This is a genomic window from Galbibacter kalidii (genome assembly GCF_026241135.1).
GTDB lineage: Bacteria > Bacteroidota > Bacteroidia > Flavobacteriales > Flavobacteriaceae > Galbibacter.
Genome location: NZ_JAPFGA010000020.1, coordinates 45,980 through 70,784, shown reverse-complemented (window position 1 = coordinate 70,784; position 24,805 = coordinate 45,980). Strand labels below are relative to the sequence as shown.

Genomic DNA, 24,805 nt, shown 5'->3' with positions numbered 1-24,805 from the left:
GATCGGAGAACTCCAGAAGGTTTTGCCCTTTAAATATGTCCATTTTTTAATATATTTACTATGATTGAAGATACGTATTTAAATACTGACCTCTAAAAAATGCTATTAAACCCTTACAATAGTTCATTCAACCGTTCTTTTAACTGCAGTAGTTTAGCATCAAAGTTTTTTGAATCCAATAACGACATAAATTGGATATTTCCCTCAGGGTCAATCAGCATATTGGAGGCCAACATGACTTCGTCCCGTGATAATTCGGGCAATACGCCTTCTGGAGCGAAACTGGCGGCCACTGCCCCATCACTATCCAACAATACAGGAAAACTCCAATCGAATCTATCGATTAATTTTTCCTGTACCAATTCTTTAGGTTCTTTGACGTCAATAACCAACACGGCTACATTTTTATCAGCATAATCCTTGTTTATTTGTTCAAGGGTCGGTGCTTCAGAATTACAGAAAGGGCACCAGGTAGTGGCAATATGAAGTACCACATATTTACCTCTATAGTCGCTTAATTTAACGGTAGCACCGTCGGTGGCTGTCAACTCAAAATCGGGAGCTGGATTGCCTTTAGCAATATTTGCATCAGTGTTTTGATTTTTACAAGAAACTATAAGCAAAAACACACAAAAGATCCAAGAAAGTTTCATTTCAATCAGGTTTTATGGTTAGTTATAAATCAAATTCCTATAAGATAACTCAAATGTATTTAACTGACAATCAATTTCTTGAAAAATCATAAAGATTGATTGTTTCGTAGAAGTCCTCCTTTTTTGATATTTTCGCTCCATAAACACTCCTATGCACTTCAAACTCTACAAACCTTATGGCTATATCAGTCAGATGTATAGCAATGACGAACGACAAGCGAGAAAAAAGCGATTTCTAAAGGATTTATATGATTTTTCCGAAGGGGTTATGCCTATCGGCAGACTGGATGAAAAATCCGAAGGATTGTTATTGCTGACTACAGACGGGAAATTAAGTAACACCATCAACCGAAGCGGAATCGAAAAGGAATATTATGTCCTTGTTGATGGTATTATTACTGATGAAGCCATAGCGGAATTGAGAAATGGGGTGCTGATTGGAGTAAACGGGGAAAAATATAAAACGAAGGCAGCTCTGGTGAAGCGTATTGACACACCAAAGCTTCCGGATCGAAAGAAAAAAATCCGCGATGCCCGACATGGCCCTACCTCCTGGATCAGTATAACCATAACCGAAGGGAAATTCCATCAGGTACGTAAAATGACTTCAGCTGTTGGGTTTCCTACCTTGCGCTTGGTACGGGTTCGCGTGGGGGAAATACATTTAGACGGTATAGCCCCCGGAATTCCTGTTGAGATTTCTATACCTTCCCTTCTTTTTTCCTAATTTCACCAAAATATCAACCACAATGGAATACAAACTCATCAATAACGAAGAAAAGAAGCGATTTGAAACCCATATGGAAGGACATGTAGCCTTTGTTGACTACAAATTTATCAGAGGTGCAATCGCTTATATTCATACTGAAGTCCCCGAAGCACTTCAAGGCCGTGGCGTCGGATCTTTCTTAGCAAAAGGCGTACTGGATTATGCGGTGGAAAACAATCTAATTGTAAAACCGTACTGTCCGTTTATCAAGGCATATATCGACAGACATCCCGAATATCAGTCGATATCGGCGTTTCACAACGAGAAATTAAAATAACACAAATCATTGATACTTAATGCCCCTTAATGCCTTAATGGTTCTGTTCTTATAAACTTCTAGTCTGCTCAGGGGGACCGTTTTGGAATTTGTTTTTTTAAAGTTTTGGGATTTATTCTTTACTCCCACTTCATCCTTTGAAGTCGAATGGCATTTAAAATAGCAAGCAAGGCAACACCAACATCGGCAAAGACGGCTTCCCACATTGTTGCGAGTCCGCCGGCTCCCATAACGAGGACGATCAGTTTTACCCCAAAAGCAAGGGCAATATTCTGCCAGATGATCTTTCGGGTTGATTTCCCTATCTGAATGGCTTTGGGCAACTTTGAAGGCTGATCGGTTTGTATCACCACATCGGCTGTTTCTATGGCCACATCGCTTCCCAATCCGCCCATGGCAACACCAACATCAGCAATTGCCAGTACAGGAGCATCATTAATACCATCACCCATAAAGGCAAGCTTAGTGTTCTTTTTAAGTTTTTCGACTTCATTTAACTTGTCTTCGGGCAACAGACCGCCTTTAGCTATATCCACACCCAACTCCTGCCCTATGGCGGTTGTAATAGATTGTTTATCCCCCGAAAGTATCACGACTTGTTTTATTCCGTGTTTTTTCATCTGGCTTATCGATTGAAGGGCATCTTCTTTTAATTCATCTGCTATGGTGATATAACCCGCATATTTATTGTCAATCGCCACAATAACCATAGCTTCCGGAATGTTTTCAATTTTATTAGGGATACTGATATTGTTGACGGTCATCAACATTTGATTCCCAGCCAAAACCTTTTTTCCGTTTACGGTTCCCTGCAATCCTTTTCCCGGAATTTCCGTTACATCTTCAGCTTTATAAGAAGTGCCTGCTAACCAATATGCGGCAATAGCCTTGGCTATAGGGTGCGTAGATTGCACTTCAAGGGCTGTAACGTATTGCATTAACTCTTTTTCGGGAAGTGAATCGGACTCGATATCCTTCACCTTAAAAACTCCTTTGGTAAGGGTTCCTGTTTTGTCCATCACTACAGTGTCTATTTTGGTAATGGCATCGAGAAAAGAAGCGCCTTTAAAAAGGATTCCGTTTTTAGACCCGGCACCCAATCCGCCGAAATAACCCAAAGGAATGGAAATCACCAAAGCACACGGACAGGAAACCACCAAGAAGATCAGGGCCCGGTATAACCAATCCTGAAAGATATAGTTTTCAACAAAAAAGTAAGGCAGAAACGTTAACGCAAGCGCCAGATAGAAGACAATAGGTGTATATATTTTAGCAAATTTCCTGATAAAAAGTTCGGTCTTCGACTTTCTGGATGTGGCATTTTGAACCATCTCCATGATTCGGGCTATTGAGCTGTTTTTAAATATTTTAGTAACTTCAATTTCAACTACTCCTTCCATATTGATACTTCCGGCATATACCTTATTTCCTTGCTGTATGTTATCAGGTTTGCTCTCTCCCGTAATGGCAGCGGTGTTCAGTGATGCCTTTTTGGAAATTAATTTTCCGTCAAGCGGAATTTGTGCACCGACATTCACCCGTATCTTCTCCCCTACGGATATGGTTTCAGGGTCCACCGCTACATATTCGCCGTTCCTGAAAACCGTTGCCGATTTTGGACGCATATCCAACAAAGCCTTGATGTTGTTTTTTGCTTTATAAACAGCCGCATGCTGAAACAACTCTCCTATAGTATAAAAAAGCATTACAGCTACCCCCTCAGGATATTCACCAATGGCAAAAGCACCCAGTGTTGCCAGGGCCATCAGGAAAAACTCTGTAAAAAATTCACCTTTTTGAATGTGTTTTAACCCCTGCTTGATCACAGGCCAACCCACCGGAATATAAGCCACAAGATACCACGCCAATCGTACCCATTTATTGAAGAAAATCAGCTCATACTGATCCAAAGCAAGTCCGATAGCCAGTAAAACAAAGCTGAAAATCGCAGGATAATATGGTTTTAGCTTGCTCTCTTCCTTTTTTACCGGTTCGGCAGAACAACAACACGAAGCCTCACTGTTTACGGATTCTGTTTTCTTTTTCTCTCTAAATGCACTCATTTACAATCTCTTTGTCGGACAAAAGTAAGGATTAAAAAAGTGCAATGGAATTGCAAAAGTTTTGGGATTAGTTAATTAGGGTATTGAGTGACTGTGAGCTTTTCCAAAGTTTTGAACTTTGGAAAAGCTATTGGCCCCGACAGCTACCGGGATTGTTGCTTTTGATTTGGAGTTTTAAATTTAATGCCATCTTATTTGATAGGGATACCGCTCATATACAGCATTATCTTCGTTGATTGTAAGTCCTTGTTTTCCATTGGCATAAGCTATACTATGTAACTCTTGAGCTTCTTCAATTTTCCCTAGTTTTCTTAAGCAAAGTGCTTTGTAAGCTTGAGCATCAGAGAACTGGGTGTGAATTTCGAGTGCCATATCAAATAGTTCAATGGCCTCAGTGTATTTTCCCTGCTCATATTTACTGATCGCATAATAGAAAAGGTCTATATGATGGAGCCAATCTTTACCATTTTCAGCTAATTGCTTTTCGTGATCTTTTTTGAAAATCTCCTCAGCTTTTTCAAATTCATTTAGTTGTAAATACGAGAGGGCTATGTAAAAATCATAGCTGTGATCCATTACATAACTATATCCATATCGCTTTTTATAATCTTTAAAGCCCTTTATTGCATCTCTATATGTTTTCGCAAAAATACATTTGATGAATGCCCTATAGTCCTGCCAACGTCGCCTATCATACTTTACAGCTTTATCGATATACTCCATTCCAACCTCATATTTACTTTGCTTGAAGTATGGCATAGCTTTTTGCTGCCACAAGTATGCAATTGTTGAATCTACCGCAAGCCCTTTATCTATATTCTCATGCCATTCTTTTGAATAATAGGAATACTCCTTAGCCCCATTGGTCAAATATTTTTCAATAATTGAATCCTGCCGTTGTTGTTTGATTTTCAGTTCTTCTGAAGTTACTTCTGATTCGAGGTTTATTGAATCATTTTTTCTATTACAGCCTACCGATACTATTCCGATCAATAAAACCAAGAAAACCTTTTGTTTGATGTTCATTATTATTTATCATTAACTTTCTTCACCATCCATTCTCCATTATTAATTATGTCTAAAACTGTGTATTGCCAACTGCTAACTGATTTCATTCCTCTTCTTTCTCGTGCTCTTCAATATCTTTACGAAGATCGAGTTTTCTGAAGGCCGGGGAGATAATTCCGGTAGCGACAACGGTGATCAAGGTCATCGAACCTCCAAAAACGACTGCGGTTACTGTTCCCATGAGTTTTGCTGTCAATCCGCTTTCAAAAGCCCCCAATTCGTTGGACGAGCCTACAAACATGGAATTTACCGAGGCTACACGTCCACGCATATGGTCAGGTGTGCGTAATTGCAGGATCGTCTGACGGATAATCATCGAGATCCCATCGGTAACTCCGCTGAAAAACAAAGCCAATACCGAAATCCAAAACCATGTGGAAAGTCCGAAGGCGATAATACACAATCCGAAGCCAAAAATAGCAGCCAAAAGTTTCATTCCCGCATTTTTATTAAGTGGAAAATAGGCAGAGGTAAACATAGTGATCAACGCCCCTACTGCTGGTGCCGCCCGAAGGATTCCGAAACCTTCTGAGCCGACATGTAAAATGTCCTGTGCAAAAACGGGAAGTAACGCAATAGCGCCACCAAAAAGCACGGCAATCATATCCAGCGTAATAGCTCCCAGGATAATCTTGGTATTAAAAACAAACTTCACTCCTTCCCTTAAACTTTTGAATACAGGTTCTCCAATTTTTGGATTAAGGATTGGTTTTTTCGGAATCTGGAATAAGTTCAGCAAGGCGATCAGTGAAAAACCGAAAATAAGGCACATCGACCAGTGGACACCTATCCAATTGATACAGAACCCAGCCGTGGCAGGTCCAATCACTCCCCCCATTTGCCAAACGGAAGAGCTCCATGTAGCTGCATTGGGATATACTTTTTTAGGAACGATCAGTGAGAAAAGAGAAAAGATTGTGGGTCCCAGAAATGCACGTACAATCCCTCCGAGAAAAACCAAAAAATAAATAGAATACAAAACGGTTTTGGTAGGCCACTCACCTACTACACGTGGCCAGGTAAGCAAAAACAGTCCTAGGCTTATAACCGAAAATCCGATGATACACTTCACCAGCAGCCCCCTTTTTTCTTTCTGATCGACTATATGTCCGGCAAAAAGTGCCAGTGTCACTGCCGGGATTACTTCCATAAGTCCGATGATCCCCAGTGATAGCGGATCTTTTGTCAGACTGTACACCTGCCATTCGATCACAACAAATTGCATGGACCAGGCAAAAACCATGGCAAAGCGCACTATTAAAAATATATTGAATTCCTTAAACCGTAAGGCTGCGTAGGGATCGTTTTTCTTCACAAATCAAATGTTTGGAGATACAAATCGTTTATAATACTCTCCCTGATATTAAAAATCAGGCATTAGAAGGCCAAAGTTAAGGATATGGAATTGAATGTGATATACCCTACCCCTTAAAATTATCTAAACCGAATTGTTTCCGATTGATAATGAGGTCATAAAAAACAAATCGGTATAAAAAAACACCAAAAAAATACTATTCCGTATTTTAAAATAACTTATTAACAATGTCGGTGAATAGCCTATTTTTCTTGATGAATTACACAATTTTAACATTTCTATGTAATCTATTCGGGGGAAACATCCGTAGATATAAAAAATAATATAACACATCATTATGAAAAAAGTATCATTATCATTAATTGTAATTGCCTTGTTGGTATCTTGCGTTTCTAAAAAGAAATATGTAGCACTTCAACAAGAAAATGGAGAGATTACAAGTGAGTTACAAAAAACCAGAGTTGAAAAAGAAGAGCTGGAAAGTAAATTTGCAGCTATTCAACAACGGGTAGACGAATATAATAGTAAAATAAACAGCCTTACCGAAGAAAACGACACCAAAATGGTTAATGTTGACGATGTAGCCGTTATCTCTGAAGCAACCAAAAGGGAAATGCGTAAAACTTTGGAAAATGTAGATCCTGCTGAGTTGAGCCAAGCGACAACATTGAAAGACTCTATGAACCTTGCGGTTTCTCACAATTTACAAAGAACAATGAGCAACAGCAGCTTGAATGAAGACGAAGATATCGCGATTGATATTGACGAAACCGTTGTGATGATCTCTATTTCAGACAAAATGCTTTTCAATACAGCAAGTTATAGAGTGAGTAACAAAGCTGACGATATTCTTTCAAAAATAGCCGATGTAATCAACTCTGAGCCTAGTATTGAAGTAATGGTGGAAGGACATACAGATCCGAGAACCATCCACAATGCTAAAGTTGCGGATAACTGGGATCTTAGCGTATTGAGAGCGACTTCTGTGGTTCGTAAACTTCAAAACGAATACAGTGTAGCTCCTGAAAAAATGATTGCTTCAGGAAGAAGCAGCTTTGACCCTATTGCTTCTAACGAAACTTCTGAAGGAAAAGCCAAAAACAGAAGAACAAGAATTGTGATTTTACCTAATATCAACAAATTCTTTGCCTTGATGGCTTCAAACGAATAATTTGGGTTAGCTCCGACTTATTATTAACACCAAAAAACTGCTAAAATTAATTTTTTAGCGGTTTTTTTTGATTCCAGATAAGAGGTTTATCGAAAAACTGTTTGTTGTCAGGTTGAGCGCAGTCGAAACCTATCGATTCTATAAAGTCTTTAGTTCTCGACTGCGCTCGAACTGACAGGGTTTAATTCTTATTACTTTTTCGAGAACCTCTTTTTACCTCCCCAACTCGGGTTTTAAATAGTATTTTTTACGTAACCAAAACGCTACCCTTACTAACAAAATCAGGGCAGGGACTTCTACAAGCGGACCAATAACCCCGGCAAAAGCTTGCCCGGAATTGAGTCCGAATACTGCAATCGCCACAGCAATCGCCAATTCAAAGTTGTTTCCGGCTGCCGTAAACGAAATAGCCACGTTTTTATCGTATTCTGCTCCCCTGGCTTTGCTGACAAAGAATCCGATAAGGAACATCAATGCGAAGTATATAAGCAACGGAACAGCAATAATTAATACATCCATTGGGATTTCAACAATGAGCTCGCCTTTCAGTGAAAACATGATCACAATGGTGAAAAGTAAGGCAATGAGCGTCATTGGTGATATTTTAGGAATAAAAGTTTTGGTGTACCACTCCTCTCCTTTCCATTTCACCAAAACAACCCGACTCAACAAGCCCAACAAAAACGGTATTCCCAGATAAATGGCAACGCTCTCTGCTATAGTAGCAATGGAAATATCAACTATGGCGCCTTCAAAACCAAAAAGCGGAGGGAGTTTGGTAATAAACAGCCAAGCGTAGAAACTATAACCAAAGACTTGAAAAATGCTGTTTAAAGCCACCAAGCCTGCTCCGTATTCACTGCTACCTTCGGCGAGGTCGTTCCACACCAAAACCATGGCAATACAGCGCGCAAGGCCTATCAGGATCAAACCGACCATATATTCCGGATAATCCCGTAAAAAGGTAATGGCTAGAAAGAACATGAGTAACGGACCGATAATCCAATTCAATACCAGTGAGATGGACAGTATTTTTACGTTTTTAAACACTTTTGGGAGTAATCCGTAGTTGACCTTGGCCAGCGGCGGATACATCATTAAAATTAACCCAATGGCAATAGGGATGTTGGTTGTACCCTTGTTAAACGAATTGATCACATCCGGAAAGAATGGGAAAAAATATCCGAGTCCCACCCCTATTCCCATAGCGATAAAGATCCACAAGGTTAAATTCTTATCGAGGAAACTGAGTTTCTTTTTGTTTTTAGTCATTATTTTTTTATTTGTGAAAATACATAGTGCAGTTCTGTAGCGATCTGTACACTTCGTTCTTGATATTTTTCGGCTTGTTGCGGTGTGTTGTCAAAAGCCTTCGGGTCGTCATAAGTTAGCGGAACTCGCTTTTCAGCTCCGGAAATAAATGGACAACCTTCATCAGCCTGAGAACAGGTCATAATGGCTGCAAAGTTGGATTTTGTATTGAAAATACCATCAAAGGTTTTTGAAAAACAAACTACCGGATGTGCATTTTCGGCATATTTCATACTGTACACCGGATTTTTCCCTTCGGAAAGGCTTTCTATATTAAATCCGTTTCCCTTAAGTGTTTCTACTACCATTGGGAATACAGCTGTTGCTCCTGTACCCCCGGAATAACAAAACACGTTTTTCAGCTGAAAATGATGCGCCATTGCCTGCGCCCATACCTGGGACAAATGACTTCTCCTGGAATTGTGAGTGCAAATAAAATTGAGGTTTACATCTTCGTTTTTATCATTTTTTGATTGGATATAATCGATCAAAGATTGTAAAATTGCTTTACGTTCTTCAGGAATCTGATTATCATCAAAAGATTTTATAGTTTCTCCTATTTCTTTAAATAACATTTGTTAATTGATTGAAAATTATATGTTTAAAATTAATATTGTCTCTCTGTGTTCTTTGCGTAAATCTTTGTGATCTCTTCGAGAAATAATTTCACGTAAAGCACGATACAAGGGTCTAAACAAACAACTTACTTCTTCGTTCTAAAATAATATTGTCTTTCCATTCCCCATACAGTTTACCTATCTTCTCTCGATACCCGATCTCCCTGAATCCGCAATTGATATGCAGGTTCTTGCTAGTTGTGTTTTCAGGCATGATACTGGATTGTAATGTCCAAATCCCATTTTCTTCACTGATCTTGATCAGTTTCAATAATAGCGCTTTTCCGACACCTTTCCCTCTTGCCGAAGCTTTTACATAGACACTTACTTCAGCTACACCTTTATATACAGATCGGTTGGAGGTTGGTGACATTGCAGCCCAGCCTACTATTTCGCCTCCGTTAACCATTACCATTCTTCCAAAAGGCAAATGAGAGGCATTCCACTTTTCCCAGGTCGGTACTTCAGTTTCAAAAGTAGCCATTCCTGTTTTTATGCCTTCAAGATAAATGGAACTGACGGCTGCAAAATCGTTTTTGATAAGAGATCTTATCTCCACGTGACATTATTTAAACATGTTGTTAGCAGCAACCTGAACCGGGAGCACAACCGGCGGCTGCTTCTTTATTCAATTCTGATAATTTCACTTTTTGTTTTTGTTCCGGAACACCACAGGCATCTTGTGCCAGACAAGTAGTTTGCTTGGTAGTAAGTAAGAAGGTTCCGTCTTGAAAATCAACTCCAAACTTACTGATGCTTTCTCCTTGATATTCCACCTCTATTTCGTGATCCCCGAGTCCTAATACTTTTTCTGAAAGTTCGATGATGTGTGTCAATTTTTCAGGGTGCAGGCGATGGTCATAATCGTTTGCATCCCACAATTGGAAGTTCACCATTTTTTCGTCTCGGATAGTTCCTCCGCAGTCAATAAATTTCTTGTCCACTGCCCCTACTTCGGTTACGTGAAAATGATTAGGCACTAAGCTGCCGTCGGGTAATTGAAACGCTATGGTTTCCAATCCTTTTAAATGGTTTTTGAATGCTGATAATTTCATTTGTTCTGGTTTTAATTGTTTCTATTGCCACGGATACACGAATTGTTTTTTAACACTCACTCAGATGCTAAATTTCACAGATAGATTAATTTTATCATCATAATTTGTGTCATTTTTAAGCACCTCGCTATTAAAACATATATTATTAGTGCATTCGTGGCTATTTTAAAAATACTTTATTGTTATATTACGATTAATTGATTCAAATTTTTTTAGCAACAAGTGTCGTTTTCTATAGGTTTAGCATTGGTAAAAGCCGACAACATCGCACTTAAATGATCCCAATTCTCTTGGTCTATGCAATAGCAAACACTGGTACCTTCTATGGTTCCTTTGATAATGCCTAGATTTTTAAGTTCTTTTAAGTGTTGGGAAATCGTAGGCTGTGCCAATCCGATTTCATTTACTAAATCCCCACAAACACAAGCATTTGTTTTGAATAAATGCTGAATTATGGCAACCCTGGCCGGATGACCAAGCACTTTTGCAAAGCGAGCGATCTCGTTTTGTTCTTTTGTAAATATTTCAGCTTTAGTTACTCCCATGTCTATTTCTTCATTGCAATATTACAATGAATGTGATTAATGAGCAAATATTTTATAAAGAATTTTGTGTTAAGGTTTTACAGGTACCATGTAGACTGGGGTTTCAGTTCGCTCCAATACTGATGACGCCACTGTCCCCATCAGTATTTTTTCGAGTTTGCTATGGCTGTGTGTTCCCATAACAATCAAAGAAGCCTGCCAATCTTTGGCGTATTGAAGAATTTCTTTGGCAGTATCGCCTTCAGAAATATGAGAAGTCACTGTATCGTCATTTAAATGCTTTACCGCATTATCCAAGAAAACCTTGGCGACATCCTTCATTTCTTCTTGAAAATCAGGATTCAGGGCGTAATTCATCGAATCGTGTCCCATAAACCTAGGGTATTGAATGCCGTAAAACTGTAGATTACCTATCACATGCAGTAAACATACCTCTGCCCCCAGGGTTTTGGCCAATTTATAGCCCTCCTCTACCACTTTTTCTGAAGTAGGGTTATAATCAATCGCTATGAGCACTCTTTTCATAACTAAAGAATTAAGTTAATACAACTTCACTCTTTTAAAGATACGAAAAAAATGAATTGATTTTTTAAGCTTGTTGATGTCTAAAAGATTTAAAAAAAAGAAGGGGGGGGTAAAAAGTCCTTGATTAATTTGATATGTCAGTCTGAGCCTGTCGAAGACAATTGAAATGCAATAACTTAAAAACTTCAACAAGCTCAGTTTGACAAATAATTAATTACTTTTTAGCCCCCTCTTTACATGATTCTGATATTATCTTCTAATCCCTGATCAATTTCTTGTACTTAATACGTTTTGGAGTCACATCGGCTCCGAGGCGTTTGCGTTTGTTCTCTTCATAATCTGAAAAGCTTCCTTCGAAGAAATAGACTTCGGAATTCCCTTCAAAAGCGAGGATATGCGTACAAACCCTATCCAAGAACCAACGGTCGTGGGAGATCACCACGGCACAGCCTGCGAAATTCTCCAAACCTTCTTCCATGGCCCTTAGCGTATTTACATCCAAATCGTTTGTAGGCTCATCCAGCAAGAGTACGTTTCCTTCTTCTTTGAGTGTCATCGCCAAATGCAGGCGGTTGCGCTCCCCTCCGGAAAGTGCTGACACTTTTTTGTTTTGTTCGCTGCCCGAGAAATTAAATCGGCTTAGGTAGGCTCTGGTGTTCACCTGCCTTCCTCCCATCATAATCAGTTCCTGACCATCGGAAAAGTTTTCATAAATTGATTTTTCGGAATCAATATCTTTATGCGATTGATCTACATAAGCAATCTTCACGGTTTCACCCACCTTAAAAGTTCCCTTGTCAGGTTGCTCTTCTCCCATAATCATACGGAAGATGGTCGTTTTTCCGGCACCATTCGGACCGATAATCCCTACAATTCCGGCTTGCGGCAGATTAAAGTTCAGATTGTCATACAGCAATTTATCACCAAAAGCTTTGGAAACCCCTTCGGCTTCAATCACATTGGTTCCCAAACGGGGACCGTTGGGGATGTAGATTTCCAATTTTTCGTCCAGTTTCTTCTGATCTTCGTTCAGCAATTTGTCATAATTGTTCAAACGGGCTTTTTGCTTTGCCTGTCTTCCTTTGGGTGCCATTCGCACCCATTCCAACTCACGTTCGAGTGTTTTTTGTCGTTTGGAAGCCTGTTTTTGTTCCTGTGCCAAACGCTTTGACTTCTGATCCAGCCAGGAAGAGTAATTTCCTTTCCACGGAATACCCTCTCCACGATCCAATTCCAATATCCATCCGGCTACATTGTCTAGGAAATAACGATCGTGCGTAACGGCGATTACCGTTCCTTTATACTGCTGTAAATGTTGTTCTAACCAAAGTACCGATTCGGCATCCAAGTGGTTGGTAGGCTCATCCAACAACAGGATATCGGGCTGTTTCAACAGCAATCGGCATAGTGCCACCCGCCTGCGTTCCCCTCCGGAAAGCACATTGATGGGTGTATCCGGTTCCGGCGTTCGCAATGCGTCCATCGCAATTTCCAGTTTAGTGTCGAGTTCCCAAGCGTTCACCGCATCAATTTTGTCCTGTAGCTCGGCTTGTTTGTCCATTAGCTTCTGCATTTTATCAGCATCTTCATAGACTTCCGGTAAACTGAACATATCGTTGATCTTGTTGTATTCGTCCAATACGGCCACCGTTTCCGCAACACCTTCTTTTACAATCTCAATAACGGTTTTTGACTCGTCCAATTGCGGCTCCTGCTCCAAATAGCCCACGGAATATCCTTGGGAGAAAACTACATCACCCTGATAGTTCTTTTCCTCGCCGGCAATAATGCGCAGCAAAGTGGATTTACCCGATCCGTTAAGACCGAGGATCCCGATCTTGGCTCCGTAGAAAAAGCTCAGGTAAATATCTTTTAAAACTTGTTTATTGGTACTTTGGTAGGTCTTGCTGACCTTGTTCATTGAAAAAATGACCTTCTTATCGTCTGACATGTTTTGTTGTTTATTGTTCCTCCCCCGACCCCTCCGAAGGAGGGGAGTTTTGTTTGCTGTTTGGTTTATTTTGGTCCAAGTTTGATACTTCTAACCTCTAACTTCGTACTTCCTTACACTCTTCCTTTTAATGCATTGAAGACCCAGGCAATGGCAAAAAAGCCAACGCCCACGGAGGCAAATCCCCATCCTGCAACATCATCGTAGCGAAATGCGCCTAATGCTATTAAAGCGATTCCGACAATGATCATGATCCAAGTAGCCCAAGCTAAAATTGTGTTTTTATTCATTCCCATATATAGTAACTTTTAAAAGGTTGAGGGTTTGTTTTAAAGGTCGCCAAATATCGTACAATTTAAGGAAATAATAGCGAATTTTAGAAGATATGATTGGTTGGAATGCTAGAACGTTAGATTATTAGATTGTTATGATGTTGTTTAATTACAAATATTACTTTTCTATTTTTTATCCGCTATGAGTTCTTTAAAGAAGTCAGCCACTATTGAAGCTCCTTTTTTTCCACCATCATCAATATTGGATAATATTACAATAGTATAATCGTCATCCATAAAATCCATCAATTCGGTGTGAATTCCATACCAGCCTCCACTGTGTCCTAGTATGGTTTGGTTATATCTGTTATCTACATCTATTCCGTAACCTAAATGTGTATTGTAACCTTTTACTTTAGGTTTAAACATCAACTCCGTAGTTTTTTTATTTAAGAGCTGGTAATGCCTTAGTGCCTTTGAAAAATTAAATAAATCCTCTAAGGTTGAGTAATGAAAGCCTGCGGGCATAGTTTTCATGAGGTAATATTCATTTTTTCTTAGCGTCTTGCTTTCTCCGAACGTGGATGTATAACCACTCGCTTTATTTTTTACTATCGAATCTACTTCTAATGCAACGGTATTTGTCATGTTAGCCGGTTTAAAAATATGCTCATCAACATATTCATAATAACTCTTTCCGCTTACTTTTTCAATAATCAATCCCAAAACCACAAAACCGGAACCACTGTAACTGTACTCTATTCCGGGTTTAAACAACAGGGTGTCATTGACAAAAAAGTCAGCAAAATCAGAAACTTTCTTATACTTTAAGCTATTGCCTTCCGGGAAATTATTATTAGTTCCCGAGGTATGCGTTAGAAGTTGGTGTATCGTAACACTTTCTTTAATGGTTTTATTCGGGTAGTTTGGAAGATATTTTCCGATTGGCACATTCAATTCTAATTTTCCTTGTTCGTAGAGTTGTAAGGTTGCAACCGCCGTAAACATTTTTGTGATAGAAGCAATATTGAATTTCGTGTCAACATTATTTTTTACTTGATATTCAATATTTGCAAAACCGTAGGCTCTTTTGTCTAATATCTTATCATTATGTGCTACTAAGATTGTCCCTGAAAATTCATCCTTAGTTAAGTTATTTAAAAATGATTCAATTTTAAGCTCATATGAATTTTTTGACTGTCCGTTTACTGAAAATGTTAATAGGAAAACACATATCAGAAAACTTAATTTATATATTTCTTTCATTATTTGTCTTACAGTTGTAATTAACGACATTTACATTTCTTTCACCTCTCTACCCCCTCAAAACCTTCTCCATAGCCTTCCCCCTCGCCAATTCGTCCACCAACTTATCCAAATACCGAACTTGCTGTGTCAGGGGATTGTCGATTTCTTCTACACGATAGCCACAGATAACTCCGGTAATAAGGTGTGCATTGGGATTTAATGTAGCCTTCTCAAAAAATGTTTCAAAAGTCACCTTTTCCTTAATGAGTTCTTGCATTGTATCTTCGTCGAAGCTGGTTAACCACTCAATGACCTGATGTAATTCTTCTTTTGTCCTGCCTTTCTTTTCCACTTTTGTGATATAATGTGGATATACCGAGGCGAATGTCATTTTTGCAATTCGTTGATTGTGCTTGTCTGTTATCTTCATACTTTGTGCTTTAATGTTCTTCTCTCCTATTTAGATCAATCGCTCCAATTTACCTTTTCTTTTCACTATATTTTTATAATCCCACTGGATTTCTTTTGATTTTTTGAGCCAACGTTTAATATCTTTTATATTGATTTGTTCAACCGTAGTATAAAAAATAGAAGCATCCTTAAATTTTTTGCCTTTCACATTCAATTTTTCTTCATCAAAACTCGCTCCACTCCAAAACATCAAACGCCAACCTGCTTTTTGTTTGCTGTAACCAACAATTGGATTACCGTCTATAAACCATACAGGATGGGCATGCCATATTTTGCTTTCCTCTCCGGTTAGTCCACTATCAATTGTCCTTGCAAGCAAGTCACAAATTTCTTTGTCAACCGGTGCCTGTCTGTCGTTATATGCTTGGATTTCTGAGTTCATCTTTGTCTGTATAATGTCAATCTGTAGACTAATATTTTAATTAGATTTCATCAAGTTTTTTTTACGGTAAATTCGTTTTCAGTTGATATTTATTATCTTCAAATATAACTTTTTTCTTTAGGAATGTTCAAGAAGCTTCTGGCCAAAAAGCTGCCCTTTTTAGGTGAAAAGATGGGTCAGATAGGTTACTATGGTGCTTCTTTAGCTAACTTTTTTCTGAAAAATCGGTAGAAATCTATTTAAGGGGAGTTTAGTCAACCTTGTAATTCAGGTTGAGCGATTTATGCCAGTGTTAAAAATAATGAAGAAAACTAAAACACCCTAACAATCAAGTATTTAAATCCGAAATAATCGATATTTAACCTTTAAGATTTAAATTCCAAACTTCGTGCTCCCGACTTCTGACTTCTGACTTCAGTCTTTACCCCACTATTTTGTATTTTAGCGTCCGAGACGAAATAACGATCCATGGATATAAAATTCAATAAAAACGAAGACTACAATAAACTCCTCACTGCCGACCTTAAAAAAAGACTTGCCAAGGTACATCTGGGCGGTGGAAAAAAACGAATTGAAAAACTCCATTCACAAGGAAAAATGACCGCCCGGGAGCGTATTGATTACCTTTTGGACAAAGGGGCAAAAAGCATCGAAATTGGTGCTTTTGCCGGGGATAACATGTATGAGGAACACGGTGGTTGTCCGTCAGGGGGTGTGGTGGTCAAAATTGGCTATGTAAAAGGACGACAATGTCTTGTTGTAGCCAATGATGCCACGGTAAAAGCCGGCGCTTGGTTTCCGATTACAGGGAAAAAGAACCTTCGGGCACAAGAAATAGCCATGGAAAACAAACTCCCCATCATTTATCTGGTGGACAGTGCGGGAGTTTACCTTCCTATGCAGGATGAGATCTTCCCAGATAAAGAGCACTTCGGACGTATTTTCAGGAACAATGCTATTATGAGCAGTATGGGAATCACCCAGATTGCTGCTGTTATGGGAAGTTGTGTTGCCGGAGGGGCTTATCTGCCGATTATGAGCGATGAGGCTTTGATCGTTGATAAAACCGGGAGTATTTTCCTCGCAGGCAGCTATTTGGTAAAGGCAGCTATCGGAGAGGACATCGATAACGAAACCTTGGGTGGCGCTACGACGCACTCTGAAGTCAGCGGGGTGACCGATTACAAGGCAAAAGACGACAAAGATGCCTTGGATACCATCAAAAATATAGTGGATAAAATAGGTGATTATGACAAAGCGGGCTTTAACCGGGTTAAAGCTGAAAAGCCTGCTGAAAAGGAAGAAGATTTATACGGAATCCTCCCAAAAAGCCGTACCGAGCCTTATGACATGAAAAAGATCATCGCCAGCCTTGTTGATCAGTCAGAATTTGAAGAATACAAGGAGGGCTACGGAAAGACTATCATCACCGGATATGCCCGTATTGACGGTTGGGCTGTGGGTATTGTCGCCAACCAACGTCATATCGTGAAAACCACCAAGTCGAAAACCAAATCGAGCGAAATGCAATTCGGCGGGGTGATCTATTCGGATTCCGCCGATAAAGCCACACGGTTTATAGCAAATTGTAATCAGAAAAAGATTCCGCTGGTCTTTTTACAAGACGTGACCGGTTTTATGGTGGGTAGTAAAAGTGAACACGGGGGCATCATAAAAGACGGCGCGAAGATGGTCAATGCGGTAAGTAATTCCATTGTGCCAAAATTCACCGTCATTATCGGAAATTCATACGGTGCCGGAAATTACGCCATGTGTGGCAAGGCTTATGATCCGCGTCTTATTGTCGCCTGGCCCAGTGCCGAACTGGCTGTAATGGGAGGTGCACAAGCCGCCAAGGTCTTGTTGCAGATAGAAACAGCTTCCTTAAAAAAGAAAGGTGAAAAAATCACAGAAGAAAAGGAAACTGAACTTTTCAATAAGATCAAATCGAGATACGACGAACAAACATCACCGTATTACGCTGCGGCAAGGCTGTGGACAGATGCTATTATCGATCCGCTGGACACCCGAAAATGGATCAGTATGGGGATTGAAGCTGCCAACCACGCTCCTATCGAAAAGGATTTTAATCTGGGAGTGATACAAACCTGAATAATAAAAAGAGACTGTCTAAAAAGCTATATATTCAGATGTCATGTTGAGTAATGTCACCCTGAGCTTGTCGAAGGGCTGTCGAAGCATAATCGAAGTACAATAGGTCTTCGACATACTGAAACTAGTTCAGCACAGGAACTCAGACTGACAAATCAAATTCATTAAGGGCTTTTTAGACAGTCTCGAAATACTAATAGAAAGAACGTCAACAAAACAATAAAAGCTCCGCTAGGAGCGCAATATTAAATAGACAACAACCTTGAAACAAACCGAATTAAAAGAATTCCTGGACGAAAAAGTAGCCTATTACAACCATCCGCGTTTTGTGGAAACCGATCCCATTCAGGTACCGCACCGTTTTCAGCAGAAAGAAGATATTGAAATTGCGGGGTTTCTCGCTTCAACCATCGCTTGGGGAAACAGAAAGAGTATCATCAAAAACGCATCGGGAATGATGGAGTTGATGGGCAACACTCCATTCGATTTTGTCATGAGTCATAAAGAAGAACACTTGGAGGGGCTGCTCCCGTTTGTTCACCGTACTTTTAACGGACATGATTTTATTCAGTTTATAAAAAGCCTTCAGCATATTTATAAAAATCACGGTGGATTTGAAGCTGTTTTTGCCAAACATGCTGAAAAAGATTCGATGCAGTCGGCTATTTCAAAGTTCAAAACAATATTTTTTGAAAAAGAACATCTTGCCCGTACCAAAAAACATGTATCAGATCCGCTAAAAGGCTCAGCTGCCAAAAGAATTAACATGTACCTGCGGTGGATGGTAAGACCTAACGAGACAGGAGTTGATTTTGGCATCTGGAATAGCCTTTCCCCTGCTCAACTCTCTTGTCCGCTTGATGTGCATTCAGGAAACGTAGCCAGAAAATTAGGCTTGTTAAAACGCAAACAAAACGATGCAAAAGCGTTAGCAGAACTTGATAAAAGTCTTCGTAAATTAGACGCATCAGATCCCGTTAAGTACGACTTTGCTTTATTCGGACTCGGGGTTTTTGAAAAGTTTTAATTCATGAAGGAACAACTGAGAACATATCTAAACCGCTATATATCGCTTACAGACACCGAACTGAATTTGTTTTTCAACCATTTAACTGAAGATTTTTTCAGTAAAAAAGAATACCTCTTAAAGCCGGGAGAAACCTGTAAATACAAGTATTTTATCACCAAAGGATTAATCCGCACCTTTTATATCGATGAAAAGGGTGATGAAAAAATAACCCAATTTGCCATTGAGAATTGGTGGGTGACCAATATGGAAAGTTTTACCCTTCAACTCCCCTCAAAACAATACCTACAGGCTATTGAAGACACAGCGGTATTGAAGATCGACAAAGAAAATTTAGAACAAGTATTTGCCAAAGTGCCAAAGCTGGAAAGGGCTTTTAGGATAATGACAGAAAATATGCTGATTGCCATACAGCGTAACCACGATTTTTATCAGAAAATGAACAGCAAAGAGCGCTATGAACATATGGTAAAAGCACAACCGAAATTCACACAACGCGTGCCTCAGTATATGATTGCCTCCTATTTGGAGATCACTCCTGAATATCTGAGCTCGCTTAGAAAAGGGTATTAAGGTGTCTATCGACAAAATATGTCGCCCCTACAGGGCTTATAGACCTTACCATTATATCCTTTACTATAAATATCATCCGCCTAAGGTGGGTTAAAGTCCGTAGGACTGGAATATTTATAGCAAAAAAAAGTAGACAATGACAAGTTCAAACCCGCCCTAGGCGGGGTAACACATAATTGTCATGAAAGTCTTTTTAAGATATCTTAATTTTTTCCTCTTCCTTCTCCGCTAATTTTGGATCATGTAATCATTTAAAAACAAAAATCATGGTACAAATTAAAGAAAATGACATCCCTGCGGGGTTCTATGAAAAACTAATGCCAATCGAGGGTTATCTAAAAAACTCAAGCCTTGATTTTCAATTATTGGAATTGATGCGACTTAGGGTTTCGCAAATCAACAAATGTGCGTATTGTGTGGATATGCACCACAAAGAACTAAAACACGCAGGGGAAACTGAATTGCGGATGATTTCCGTTTGTGTGTGGCAAGAAACGCCCTATTTTTCAGAAGAAGAACGTACAGTACTTCAATTTGCAGAGGAACTTACTATTCTGAATAACGAATCGGTCTCTGACAAACTGTTGGACAAGCTCAACCAGTATTTCAGTAAAGAGAAAATCTGCTATTTAACGCTGGCAGTATCACAAATCAACACCTGGAATCGTTTGATGCGAACTTTTAGCTTTATCCCAGGTAAATATGAAGTTCAGAAGCAAGAGGAATTGTCATAACTCCTTTTAAATATCCGATTTATAAACCTCACAGATTCACCCCGATGATTATCGGAGCCTGTGAGGTTTTGTCATTTCTTAAGATATCTTAACCCTTTCTCCCTTTCTGTCCGGTAATTTTGCTTTATCCAACTATAAATCATGAGATTATTTAGAACAATGTCATTATCGTTTGTTTTGCTCGTTTCCGTTACAGTTTATGGACAAGTTGAAAAACAAACCTTCACCTACTCTGATACGCTTCAACTGGATTTCTATTCCGAAGAAAACAATATTGATGCTAATCGACTTTTAGTCCTATTGGTACACGGAGGTGGTTTTTATGCAGGTAAAAGAGACAATCCATTGGAAACTGAATTTTGCAAAGCAATGGCTTTAAAAGGATACGCAGTGGCATCTATGAGTTACCGTCTAACCAGAAAAGGGAAACCTTCCGGATTTGGGTGTGGATGTCCTGCTTCAGAAAAGATAGAAACTTTTGTGGCGGCATCGGAAGATATTGCCGATGCGGTGAAATTCCTTCAGCATAAAAACAAAACATTGAAATTTGATGCAGATAAATTTGTTTTAATTGGCAGTAGCGCCGGAGCCGAGGTTGTACTCAACAGTGCTTTTATGCAAGACCATTATGCGTTTAAACACATTCCGAAAATCAAACCCTCAGGAGTCGTATCAATGTCGGGGGTGGTGTTGGATGCAGATTATATAATTAAGGAAAATGCAATTCCAAGCCTTTTTTTTCACGGAAAGAAAGACAAAATAGTGCCTTTTGCTACTGCTCCACATATTTATTGTAAGCCTAAGGATGTAGGTTATATTATTTTAGACGGATCAAAAACCGTAGCTGTTAAACTCGATAAATTGAAAACCTCCAATGTGCTTGCTTATGATGAAGAAGGAGATCACGAGTGGTCAAATAAATCATATGCCGAAGTTAATCTGATTAACTGGTTTATTCAAGAAGCAGTCGTAGAACAAAAAATACTGAAGGAAGAAATCATTTTAAATGACAAACCGATATCCAGAGACTATTAAAATTTATAAAGAAAACTCATGTCATTTCTTAAGATATCTTAATTTTTTCTTCGTATTTCTCAGCTAACTTTAAATCTTAAAAAACAATCACAATGAATCATTTATATACAAAATTATTTTTAAGGGTAGCTGTGGCTGCCGGATTTTTATCAGCGGTAGCCGATCGCTTTGGCCTTTGGAGCGAAAATATCTCCGCTTGGGGAAATTGGGAGAACTTTGAAGGTTACACCCATTCGCTTTTGCCATTTTTACCCGAAACAGTAATCCCTTTCTTTGCCTGGACTGCCACATTAGCTGAAATTGTTTTTGGAATACTCTTGTTAATCGGTCTTAAAACCCAACTTGTCGCAAAATTAAGTGGTGTTTTACTGATTTTGTTTGCATTGGCAATGACTATATCTTTAGGAATAAAAGCCCCATTGGACTATTCAGTACTCCCAGCTTCTGCCGCCGCATTTGCTATCAGCGTAATAAAAGGGAAATATTTAGAGCTTGATATGCTATTAAACAAAAACTAATAAGGAGTCTCTATATGTATTAATACTGGTTTTGTTTAAATTTTGCCCTGCTTGTGTAATTTCAATAGTGGTATTATTACAGTTATTTTATTACTTTTAGGCTTTGACATCAACCCCTAAATTGGGTTGAAAAAACTAAAAAACATTTCAACGCAAGCCTGTCTATCGATAGGCAGGTGTCGAAACTCCCGGCAGTTATCGGGATTAAATCTCACTTAGTGAGTTAAAGCTTTTTCTAATGATAAAACGTCTACTTTATTTTTGTTTCTTATTTTCCATTATCATCAATGCCCAGGATCGAAAAATTCCTGTGGACACCATTATCACTACTTCCCATCAGGTAAACATCAATGGGGTGAGGGTTTCATATAAGTCCAATACCGGAACTTTACCGGTCTGGGACGATAAAGGAAAAGTAATCGCTACACTATTTCACACCTATTATTATCGTACCGATGTTGGTGATAACAGTTCCAGACCTCTTTTGATTTCTTTTAACGGCGGACCGGGATCGGCCTCTGTTTGGATGCATTTGGCCTATACCGGACCTAAAATATTAAAGATTGATGATGAAGGTTATCCTGTTCAGCCTTATGGCGTAAAAGACAACCCGAATTCCATTCTTGACGTGGCCGATATCGTTTATGTCAACCCGGTAAACACTGGATATTCGCGTATGGTAGCCGATAAAGAAGGGGAATATCCCGACAGGGAAAAATTCTTTGGTATCAACGCTGATATTGAATATCTGGCCGATTGGATTACCACCTTCATTACCCGAAACAACCGCTGGAGATCTCCAAAATACATCATCGGGGAGAGTTATGGTGGTACGCGTGTAGCAGGACTATCGCTCGCTTTACAAGAAAGACAATGGATGTACCTAAACGGAGTAATCATGGTCTCTCCGGCAGATTATAAAGTTATTCGAGTAGGTGGGCCTGTATCTTCTGCTTTGAATTTGCCGTATTACGCAGCTGCGGCCTGGCATCAAAAAGCTTTGAGGACGGATTTACAGCAAAAAGACTTATTGGAAGTGCTTCCTGAAGTAGAAAACTATACCGTAAACACCCTTATCCCGGCTATTGCCAAAGGCGGATTTATTTCTGATGCTGAAAGAGAGTCCGTAGCTACCAAAATGGCGCAGTATTCTGGACTTTCAAAAGAATCGATCTTGCAACATAACTTGGATGTGCCTACTTCATTTTTCTGGAAGGAATTACTTAGGGACAAAGGCTTTACCGTAGGACGTTTGGATTCTCGCTACCTTGGAATTGACAAAATGGCCGCAGGTACAAGACCAGATTACAATGCTGAACTTACTTCTTGGTTACACTCCTTCACCCCTGCCATTAATTATTATCTGCAGGAAGAACTCAATTTTAAAACCGATGTCCCTTATTATATGTTCGGACCGGTACACCCCTGGAATAACGAAGATGACAACACCCGGGACGATCTAAGACAAGCTATGGCTCAAAATCCGTATTTACATGTACTTTATCAGGCCGGGTATTACGATGGAGCGACGACTTATTTCAATACCAAATACAGCATGTGGCAAATGGATCCAAGCGGAAAAATGAAGGATCGCCTACGTTTTGAAGGCTACAGAAGCGGACATATGATGTACCTACGAAAAGAAGACTTAAAAAGTGCTAATGAGCATGTTAGGGAGTTTATCCGTTCAACCTCGAATCAAGGGAAGTCTGCGAAGTATTGATTGGATTGAAGATTGAAGATTGAAGATTGAAAAATTTAAAGTTTAAAATTCAAGGTTTAAGGTTTGGTTGTTATACAATAGTTAGCACTCATCAAAAAAACATTATGCATAAAACGTTAATCACATTATCTGTCTTAATACTTATATCATTTTTGTCTTATGGACAACAGCATCTTGAAAAAACAGGCTTAACTAAACACCTTGAAATAGAGTCAAAGTATTTAGGAGAAAAAAGAGAGGTGGAAATATACTTCCCTCCTAGTTATCAGGGATTAGAAATAAAAAAATATCCCGTGATGTACGTAATGGACGGGCAAGAATATTTTTTGCATCCTGTTGCCTATCAAAAGATGTTGCGATTTAAAGACAAATCGCCAGAGTTTATAGTTGTAGGCATAAATTCCGATAGAAAGAAAAGAAGAATCTTGTATCATCAGGATGCTAGTAGATTCATCAACTTTATAAAAAAAGAACTAATTCCGCTAATAGATGAGAATTACAGGACTTTGGAAGAAAAAGAACGTATATACTTTGGTTGGGAAATGGCTGGAGGTTTAGGATTGGAGATTTTTGCAAATCATCCAAACATGTTCAGTGCCTTCTTTTTGGCAAGTCCGACACATTTCACAGAAGACAGGATTGCAGCTTTAGATAAAACCACAACAGAAAATACGCCTTATCTCTATTTTTCAAAAGCACCGGAAGAAACTTATATCGAAAAATCATTAAATGAAGTTGATAGCGTTTTCAAAACCCGTAATCCAAAGCATACTTTTTGGAAAGTCGATAATTTATTGGGTGAAGACCACTATACCACTCCGCTTAAAACAATAAGCAATGGATTAAGGGACTATTTTAAAGATTACAACACCTTGCGTTTTTATAGTCTGAAAGAATTTGACGAATTTGGGAACCTGGACAGTATAAAGAAATACTATCGCCATAGGGGAAATCGCTACGGAATTTCTACAGACGTTCACAGAACTACAAAACATTTTTTGTTGCTCAATGCCATGACGGAAAATAAGTTTGAACGCTTTGAAGAGTATGCCAATGAATTTGGAAAATACCTATCAAACCCAACCCGAGAAATCTGGGCGGTTAGGTTTGGAAATTATTTTGCTGAAAATAACAAGGATAAAGAAGCGTTGGATATTTATGAATCTGGTTTAAATAAATTTCCCGAATCACCTGCAATTCATAATGCAATAGGAACATTCTATACAAACAAAGGAAATGAGAAAAAGGCAAGAATACATTACAAACTGGCCATTGAATATGCTGAAAAAAACGATGATTCTGAATTAGGGCAATATAAAAGTGATTTAGGGAAGTTATAAACGAGCTTTAACACTGTACAACAACACAAAAATGATTCTTTGCCCCTTTG

Annotated in this window: 26 protein-coding genes; 11 read left to right on the top strand and 15 right to left on the bottom strand. The window is 39.0% G+C overall.

Going from position 1 to position 24,805, the window contains the following annotated elements; all coding sequences use genetic code 11:
* Window positions 1-113: 113 nt before the first annotated feature.
* Complete coding sequence (locus tag OOZ15_RS17385) at window positions 114-653, bottom strand: peroxiredoxin family protein (RefSeq protein WP_265957717.1); 540 nt, start codon at window positions 651-653, stop codon at window positions 114-116.
* 151 nt (window positions 654-804) lie between these two features.
* On the opposite strand from OOZ15_RS17385, the gene OOZ15_RS17380 reads away from it, so the two are divergent.
* On the top strand, window positions 805-1,380 hold the full coding sequence (locus OOZ15_RS17380; protein WP_265957716.1) for a pseudouridine synthase: 576 nt from the start codon (window positions 805-807) through the stop codon (window positions 1,378-1,380).
* Window positions 1,381-1,402: 22 nt separating this feature from the next.
* Entirely contained in the window at window positions 1,403-1,699 is a 297-nt protein-coding gene (locus tag OOZ15_RS17375; protein ID WP_265957715.1) for a GNAT family N-acetyltransferase, read from the top strand.
* Window positions 1,700-1,818: 119 nt separating this feature from the next.
* On the opposite strand, the gene OOZ15_RS17370 is transcribed toward OOZ15_RS17375, so the two are convergent.
* The 3 genes from OOZ15_RS17370 to OOZ15_RS17360 all read right to left on the bottom strand — a co-directional run bounded on the left by OOZ15_RS17370 (window position 1,819) and on the right by OOZ15_RS17360 (window position 6,145).
* Window positions 1,819-3,762 (bottom strand): heavy metal translocating P-type ATPase, encoded by a 1,944-nt coding sequence (locus OOZ15_RS17370; RefSeq protein WP_265957714.1) that lies wholly within the window; start codon window positions 3,760-3,762, stop codon window positions 1,819-1,821.
* A gap of 180 nt (window positions 3,763-3,942) precedes the next feature.
* Window positions 3,943-4,788, bottom strand: a complete 846-nt coding sequence (locus OOZ15_RS17365) for a tetratricopeptide repeat protein (RefSeq protein ID WP_265957713.1) — start codon at window positions 4,786-4,788, stop codon at window positions 3,943-3,945.
* Between the two features lie 85 nt (window positions 4,789-4,873).
* Window positions 4,874-6,145, bottom strand: a complete 1,272-nt coding sequence (locus OOZ15_RS17360) for an MFS transporter (protein ID WP_265957712.1) — start codon at window positions 6,143-6,145, stop codon at window positions 4,874-4,876.
* Window positions 6,146-6,482: 337 nt separating this feature from the next.
* Between OOZ15_RS17360 and OOZ15_RS17355 the strand changes: the two genes are divergently transcribed.
* On the top strand, window positions 6,483-7,316 hold the full coding sequence (locus OOZ15_RS17355) for an OmpA/MotB family protein (RefSeq protein ID WP_265957711.1): 834 nt from the start codon (window positions 6,483-6,485) through the stop codon (window positions 7,314-7,316).
* A gap of 213 nt (window positions 7,317-7,529) precedes the next feature.
* Here OOZ15_RS17355 and arsB read toward each other — a convergent pair whose 3' ends face one another.
* The 11 genes from arsB to OOZ15_RS17300 form a co-directional block, all read right to left on the bottom strand.
* Window positions 7,530-8,588, bottom strand: a complete 1,059-nt coding sequence (arsB, locus tag OOZ15_RS17350; protein WP_265957710.1) for an ACR3 family arsenite efflux transporter — start codon at window positions 8,586-8,588, stop codon at window positions 7,530-7,532.
* Window positions 8,588-9,202, bottom strand: a complete 615-nt coding sequence (locus OOZ15_RS17345; RefSeq protein WP_265957709.1) for an arsenate-mycothiol transferase ArsC — start codon at window positions 9,200-9,202, stop codon at window positions 8,588-8,590. The genes arsB and OOZ15_RS17345 overlap by 1 nt, the downstream gene beginning before the upstream one ends.
* A 115-nt stretch (window positions 9,203-9,317) precedes the next feature.
* A complete protein-coding gene (locus OOZ15_RS17340) occupies window positions 9,318-9,803 on the bottom strand; it encodes a GNAT family N-acetyltransferase (RefSeq protein ID WP_265957708.1) in 486 nt (161 codons plus the stop codon).
* A 22-nt stretch (window positions 9,804-9,825) separates the two neighbouring features.
* The gene (locus OOZ15_RS17335; RefSeq protein ID WP_265957707.1) at window positions 9,826-10,299 is read right to left on the bottom strand and encodes a DUF6428 family protein; all 474 of its coding nucleotides are present in this window, start codon (window positions 10,297-10,299) and stop codon (window positions 9,826-9,828) included.
* Window positions 10,300-10,511: 212 nt separating this feature from the next.
* A complete protein-coding gene (locus OOZ15_RS17330) occupies window positions 10,512-10,844 on the bottom strand; it encodes an ArsR/SmtB family transcription factor (RefSeq protein WP_265957706.1) in 333 nt (110 codons plus the stop codon).
* A gap of 69 nt (window positions 10,845-10,913) precedes the next feature.
* Window positions 10,914-11,369 carry a universal stress protein gene (locus OOZ15_RS17325; RefSeq protein ID WP_265957705.1) on the bottom strand — a complete coding sequence of 152 codons (456 nt, stop codon included), beginning with the start codon at window positions 11,367-11,369 and terminating at the stop codon, window positions 10,914-10,916.
* Between the two features lie 256 nt (window positions 11,370-11,625).
* Window positions 11,626-13,320 carry an energy-dependent translational throttle protein EttA gene (gene ettA / locus OOZ15_RS17320; RefSeq protein WP_265957704.1) on the bottom strand — a complete coding sequence of 565 codons (1,695 nt, stop codon included), beginning with the start codon at window positions 13,318-13,320 and terminating at the stop codon, window positions 11,626-11,628.
* Between the two features lie 113 nt (window positions 13,321-13,433).
* The gene (locus tag OOZ15_RS17315; RefSeq protein WP_265957703.1) at window positions 13,434-13,616 is read right to left on the bottom strand and encodes a CAL67264 family membrane protein; all 183 of its coding nucleotides are present in this window, start codon (window positions 13,614-13,616) and stop codon (window positions 13,434-13,436) included.
* A 162-nt stretch (window positions 13,617-13,778) separates the two neighbouring features.
* Window positions 13,779-14,858, bottom strand: a complete 1,080-nt coding sequence (locus tag OOZ15_RS17310; RefSeq protein ID WP_265957702.1) for a serine hydrolase domain-containing protein — start codon at window positions 14,856-14,858, stop codon at window positions 13,779-13,781.
* A gap of 49 nt (window positions 14,859-14,907) precedes the next feature.
* Window positions 14,908-15,270: a DUF2200 domain-containing protein gene (locus OOZ15_RS17305; protein ID WP_265957701.1), complete on the bottom strand. Its 363-nt coding sequence runs from the start codon at window positions 15,268-15,270 to the stop codon at window positions 14,908-14,910.
* 30 nt (window positions 15,271-15,300) lie between these two features.
* Window positions 15,301-15,693 (bottom strand): DUF1801 domain-containing protein, encoded by a 393-nt coding sequence (locus OOZ15_RS17300; RefSeq protein ID WP_265957700.1) that lies wholly within the window; start codon window positions 15,691-15,693, stop codon window positions 15,301-15,303.
* Between the two features lie 468 nt (window positions 15,694-16,161).
* Here OOZ15_RS17300 and OOZ15_RS17295 point away from each other — a divergent pair, with 468 nt between their 5' ends.
* From OOZ15_RS17295 to OOZ15_RS17260, 8 genes are all read left to right on the top strand, one after another.
* The gene (locus OOZ15_RS17295) at window positions 16,162-17,805 is read left to right on the top strand and encodes an acyl-CoA carboxylase subunit beta (protein ID WP_265957699.1); all 1,644 of its coding nucleotides are present in this window, start codon (window positions 16,162-16,164) and stop codon (window positions 17,803-17,805) included.
* A 262-nt stretch (window positions 17,806-18,067) separates the two neighbouring features.
* A complete protein-coding gene (locus tag OOZ15_RS17290) occupies window positions 18,068-18,832 on the top strand; it encodes a TIGR02757 family protein (protein WP_265957698.1) in 765 nt (254 codons plus the stop codon).
* Between the two features lie 3 nt (window positions 18,833-18,835).
* Window positions 18,836-19,405, top strand: coding sequence for a Crp/Fnr family transcriptional regulator (locus tag OOZ15_RS17285; protein WP_265957697.1), 570 nt, complete (start codon window positions 18,836-18,838; stop codon window positions 19,403-19,405).
* A 266-nt stretch (window positions 19,406-19,671) separates the two neighbouring features.
* Entirely contained in the window at window positions 19,672-20,139 is a 468-nt protein-coding gene (locus OOZ15_RS17280) for a carboxymuconolactone decarboxylase family protein (RefSeq protein ID WP_265957696.1), read from the top strand.
* A gap of 141 nt (window positions 20,140-20,280) precedes the next feature.
* Window positions 20,281-21,174 carry an alpha/beta hydrolase gene (locus tag OOZ15_RS17275; RefSeq protein ID WP_265957695.1) on the top strand — a complete coding sequence of 298 codons (894 nt, stop codon included), beginning with the start codon at window positions 20,281-20,283 and terminating at the stop codon, window positions 21,172-21,174.
* Between the two features lie 92 nt (window positions 21,175-21,266).
* A complete protein-coding gene (locus tag OOZ15_RS17270) occupies window positions 21,267-21,692 on the top strand; it encodes a DoxX family membrane protein (protein WP_265957694.1) in 426 nt (141 codons plus the stop codon).
* A 238-nt stretch (window positions 21,693-21,930) separates the two neighbouring features.
* Complete coding sequence (locus OOZ15_RS17265; RefSeq protein WP_265957693.1) at window positions 21,931-23,415, top strand: S10 family peptidase; 1,485 nt, start codon at window positions 21,931-21,933, stop codon at window positions 23,413-23,415.
* 104 nt (window positions 23,416-23,519) lie between these two features.
* The gene (locus OOZ15_RS17260) at window positions 23,520-24,755 is read left to right on the top strand and encodes an alpha/beta hydrolase-fold protein (protein ID WP_265957692.1); all 1,236 of its coding nucleotides are present in this window, start codon (window positions 23,520-23,522) and stop codon (window positions 24,753-24,755) included.
* Window positions 24,756-24,805 lie beyond the last annotated feature (50 nt).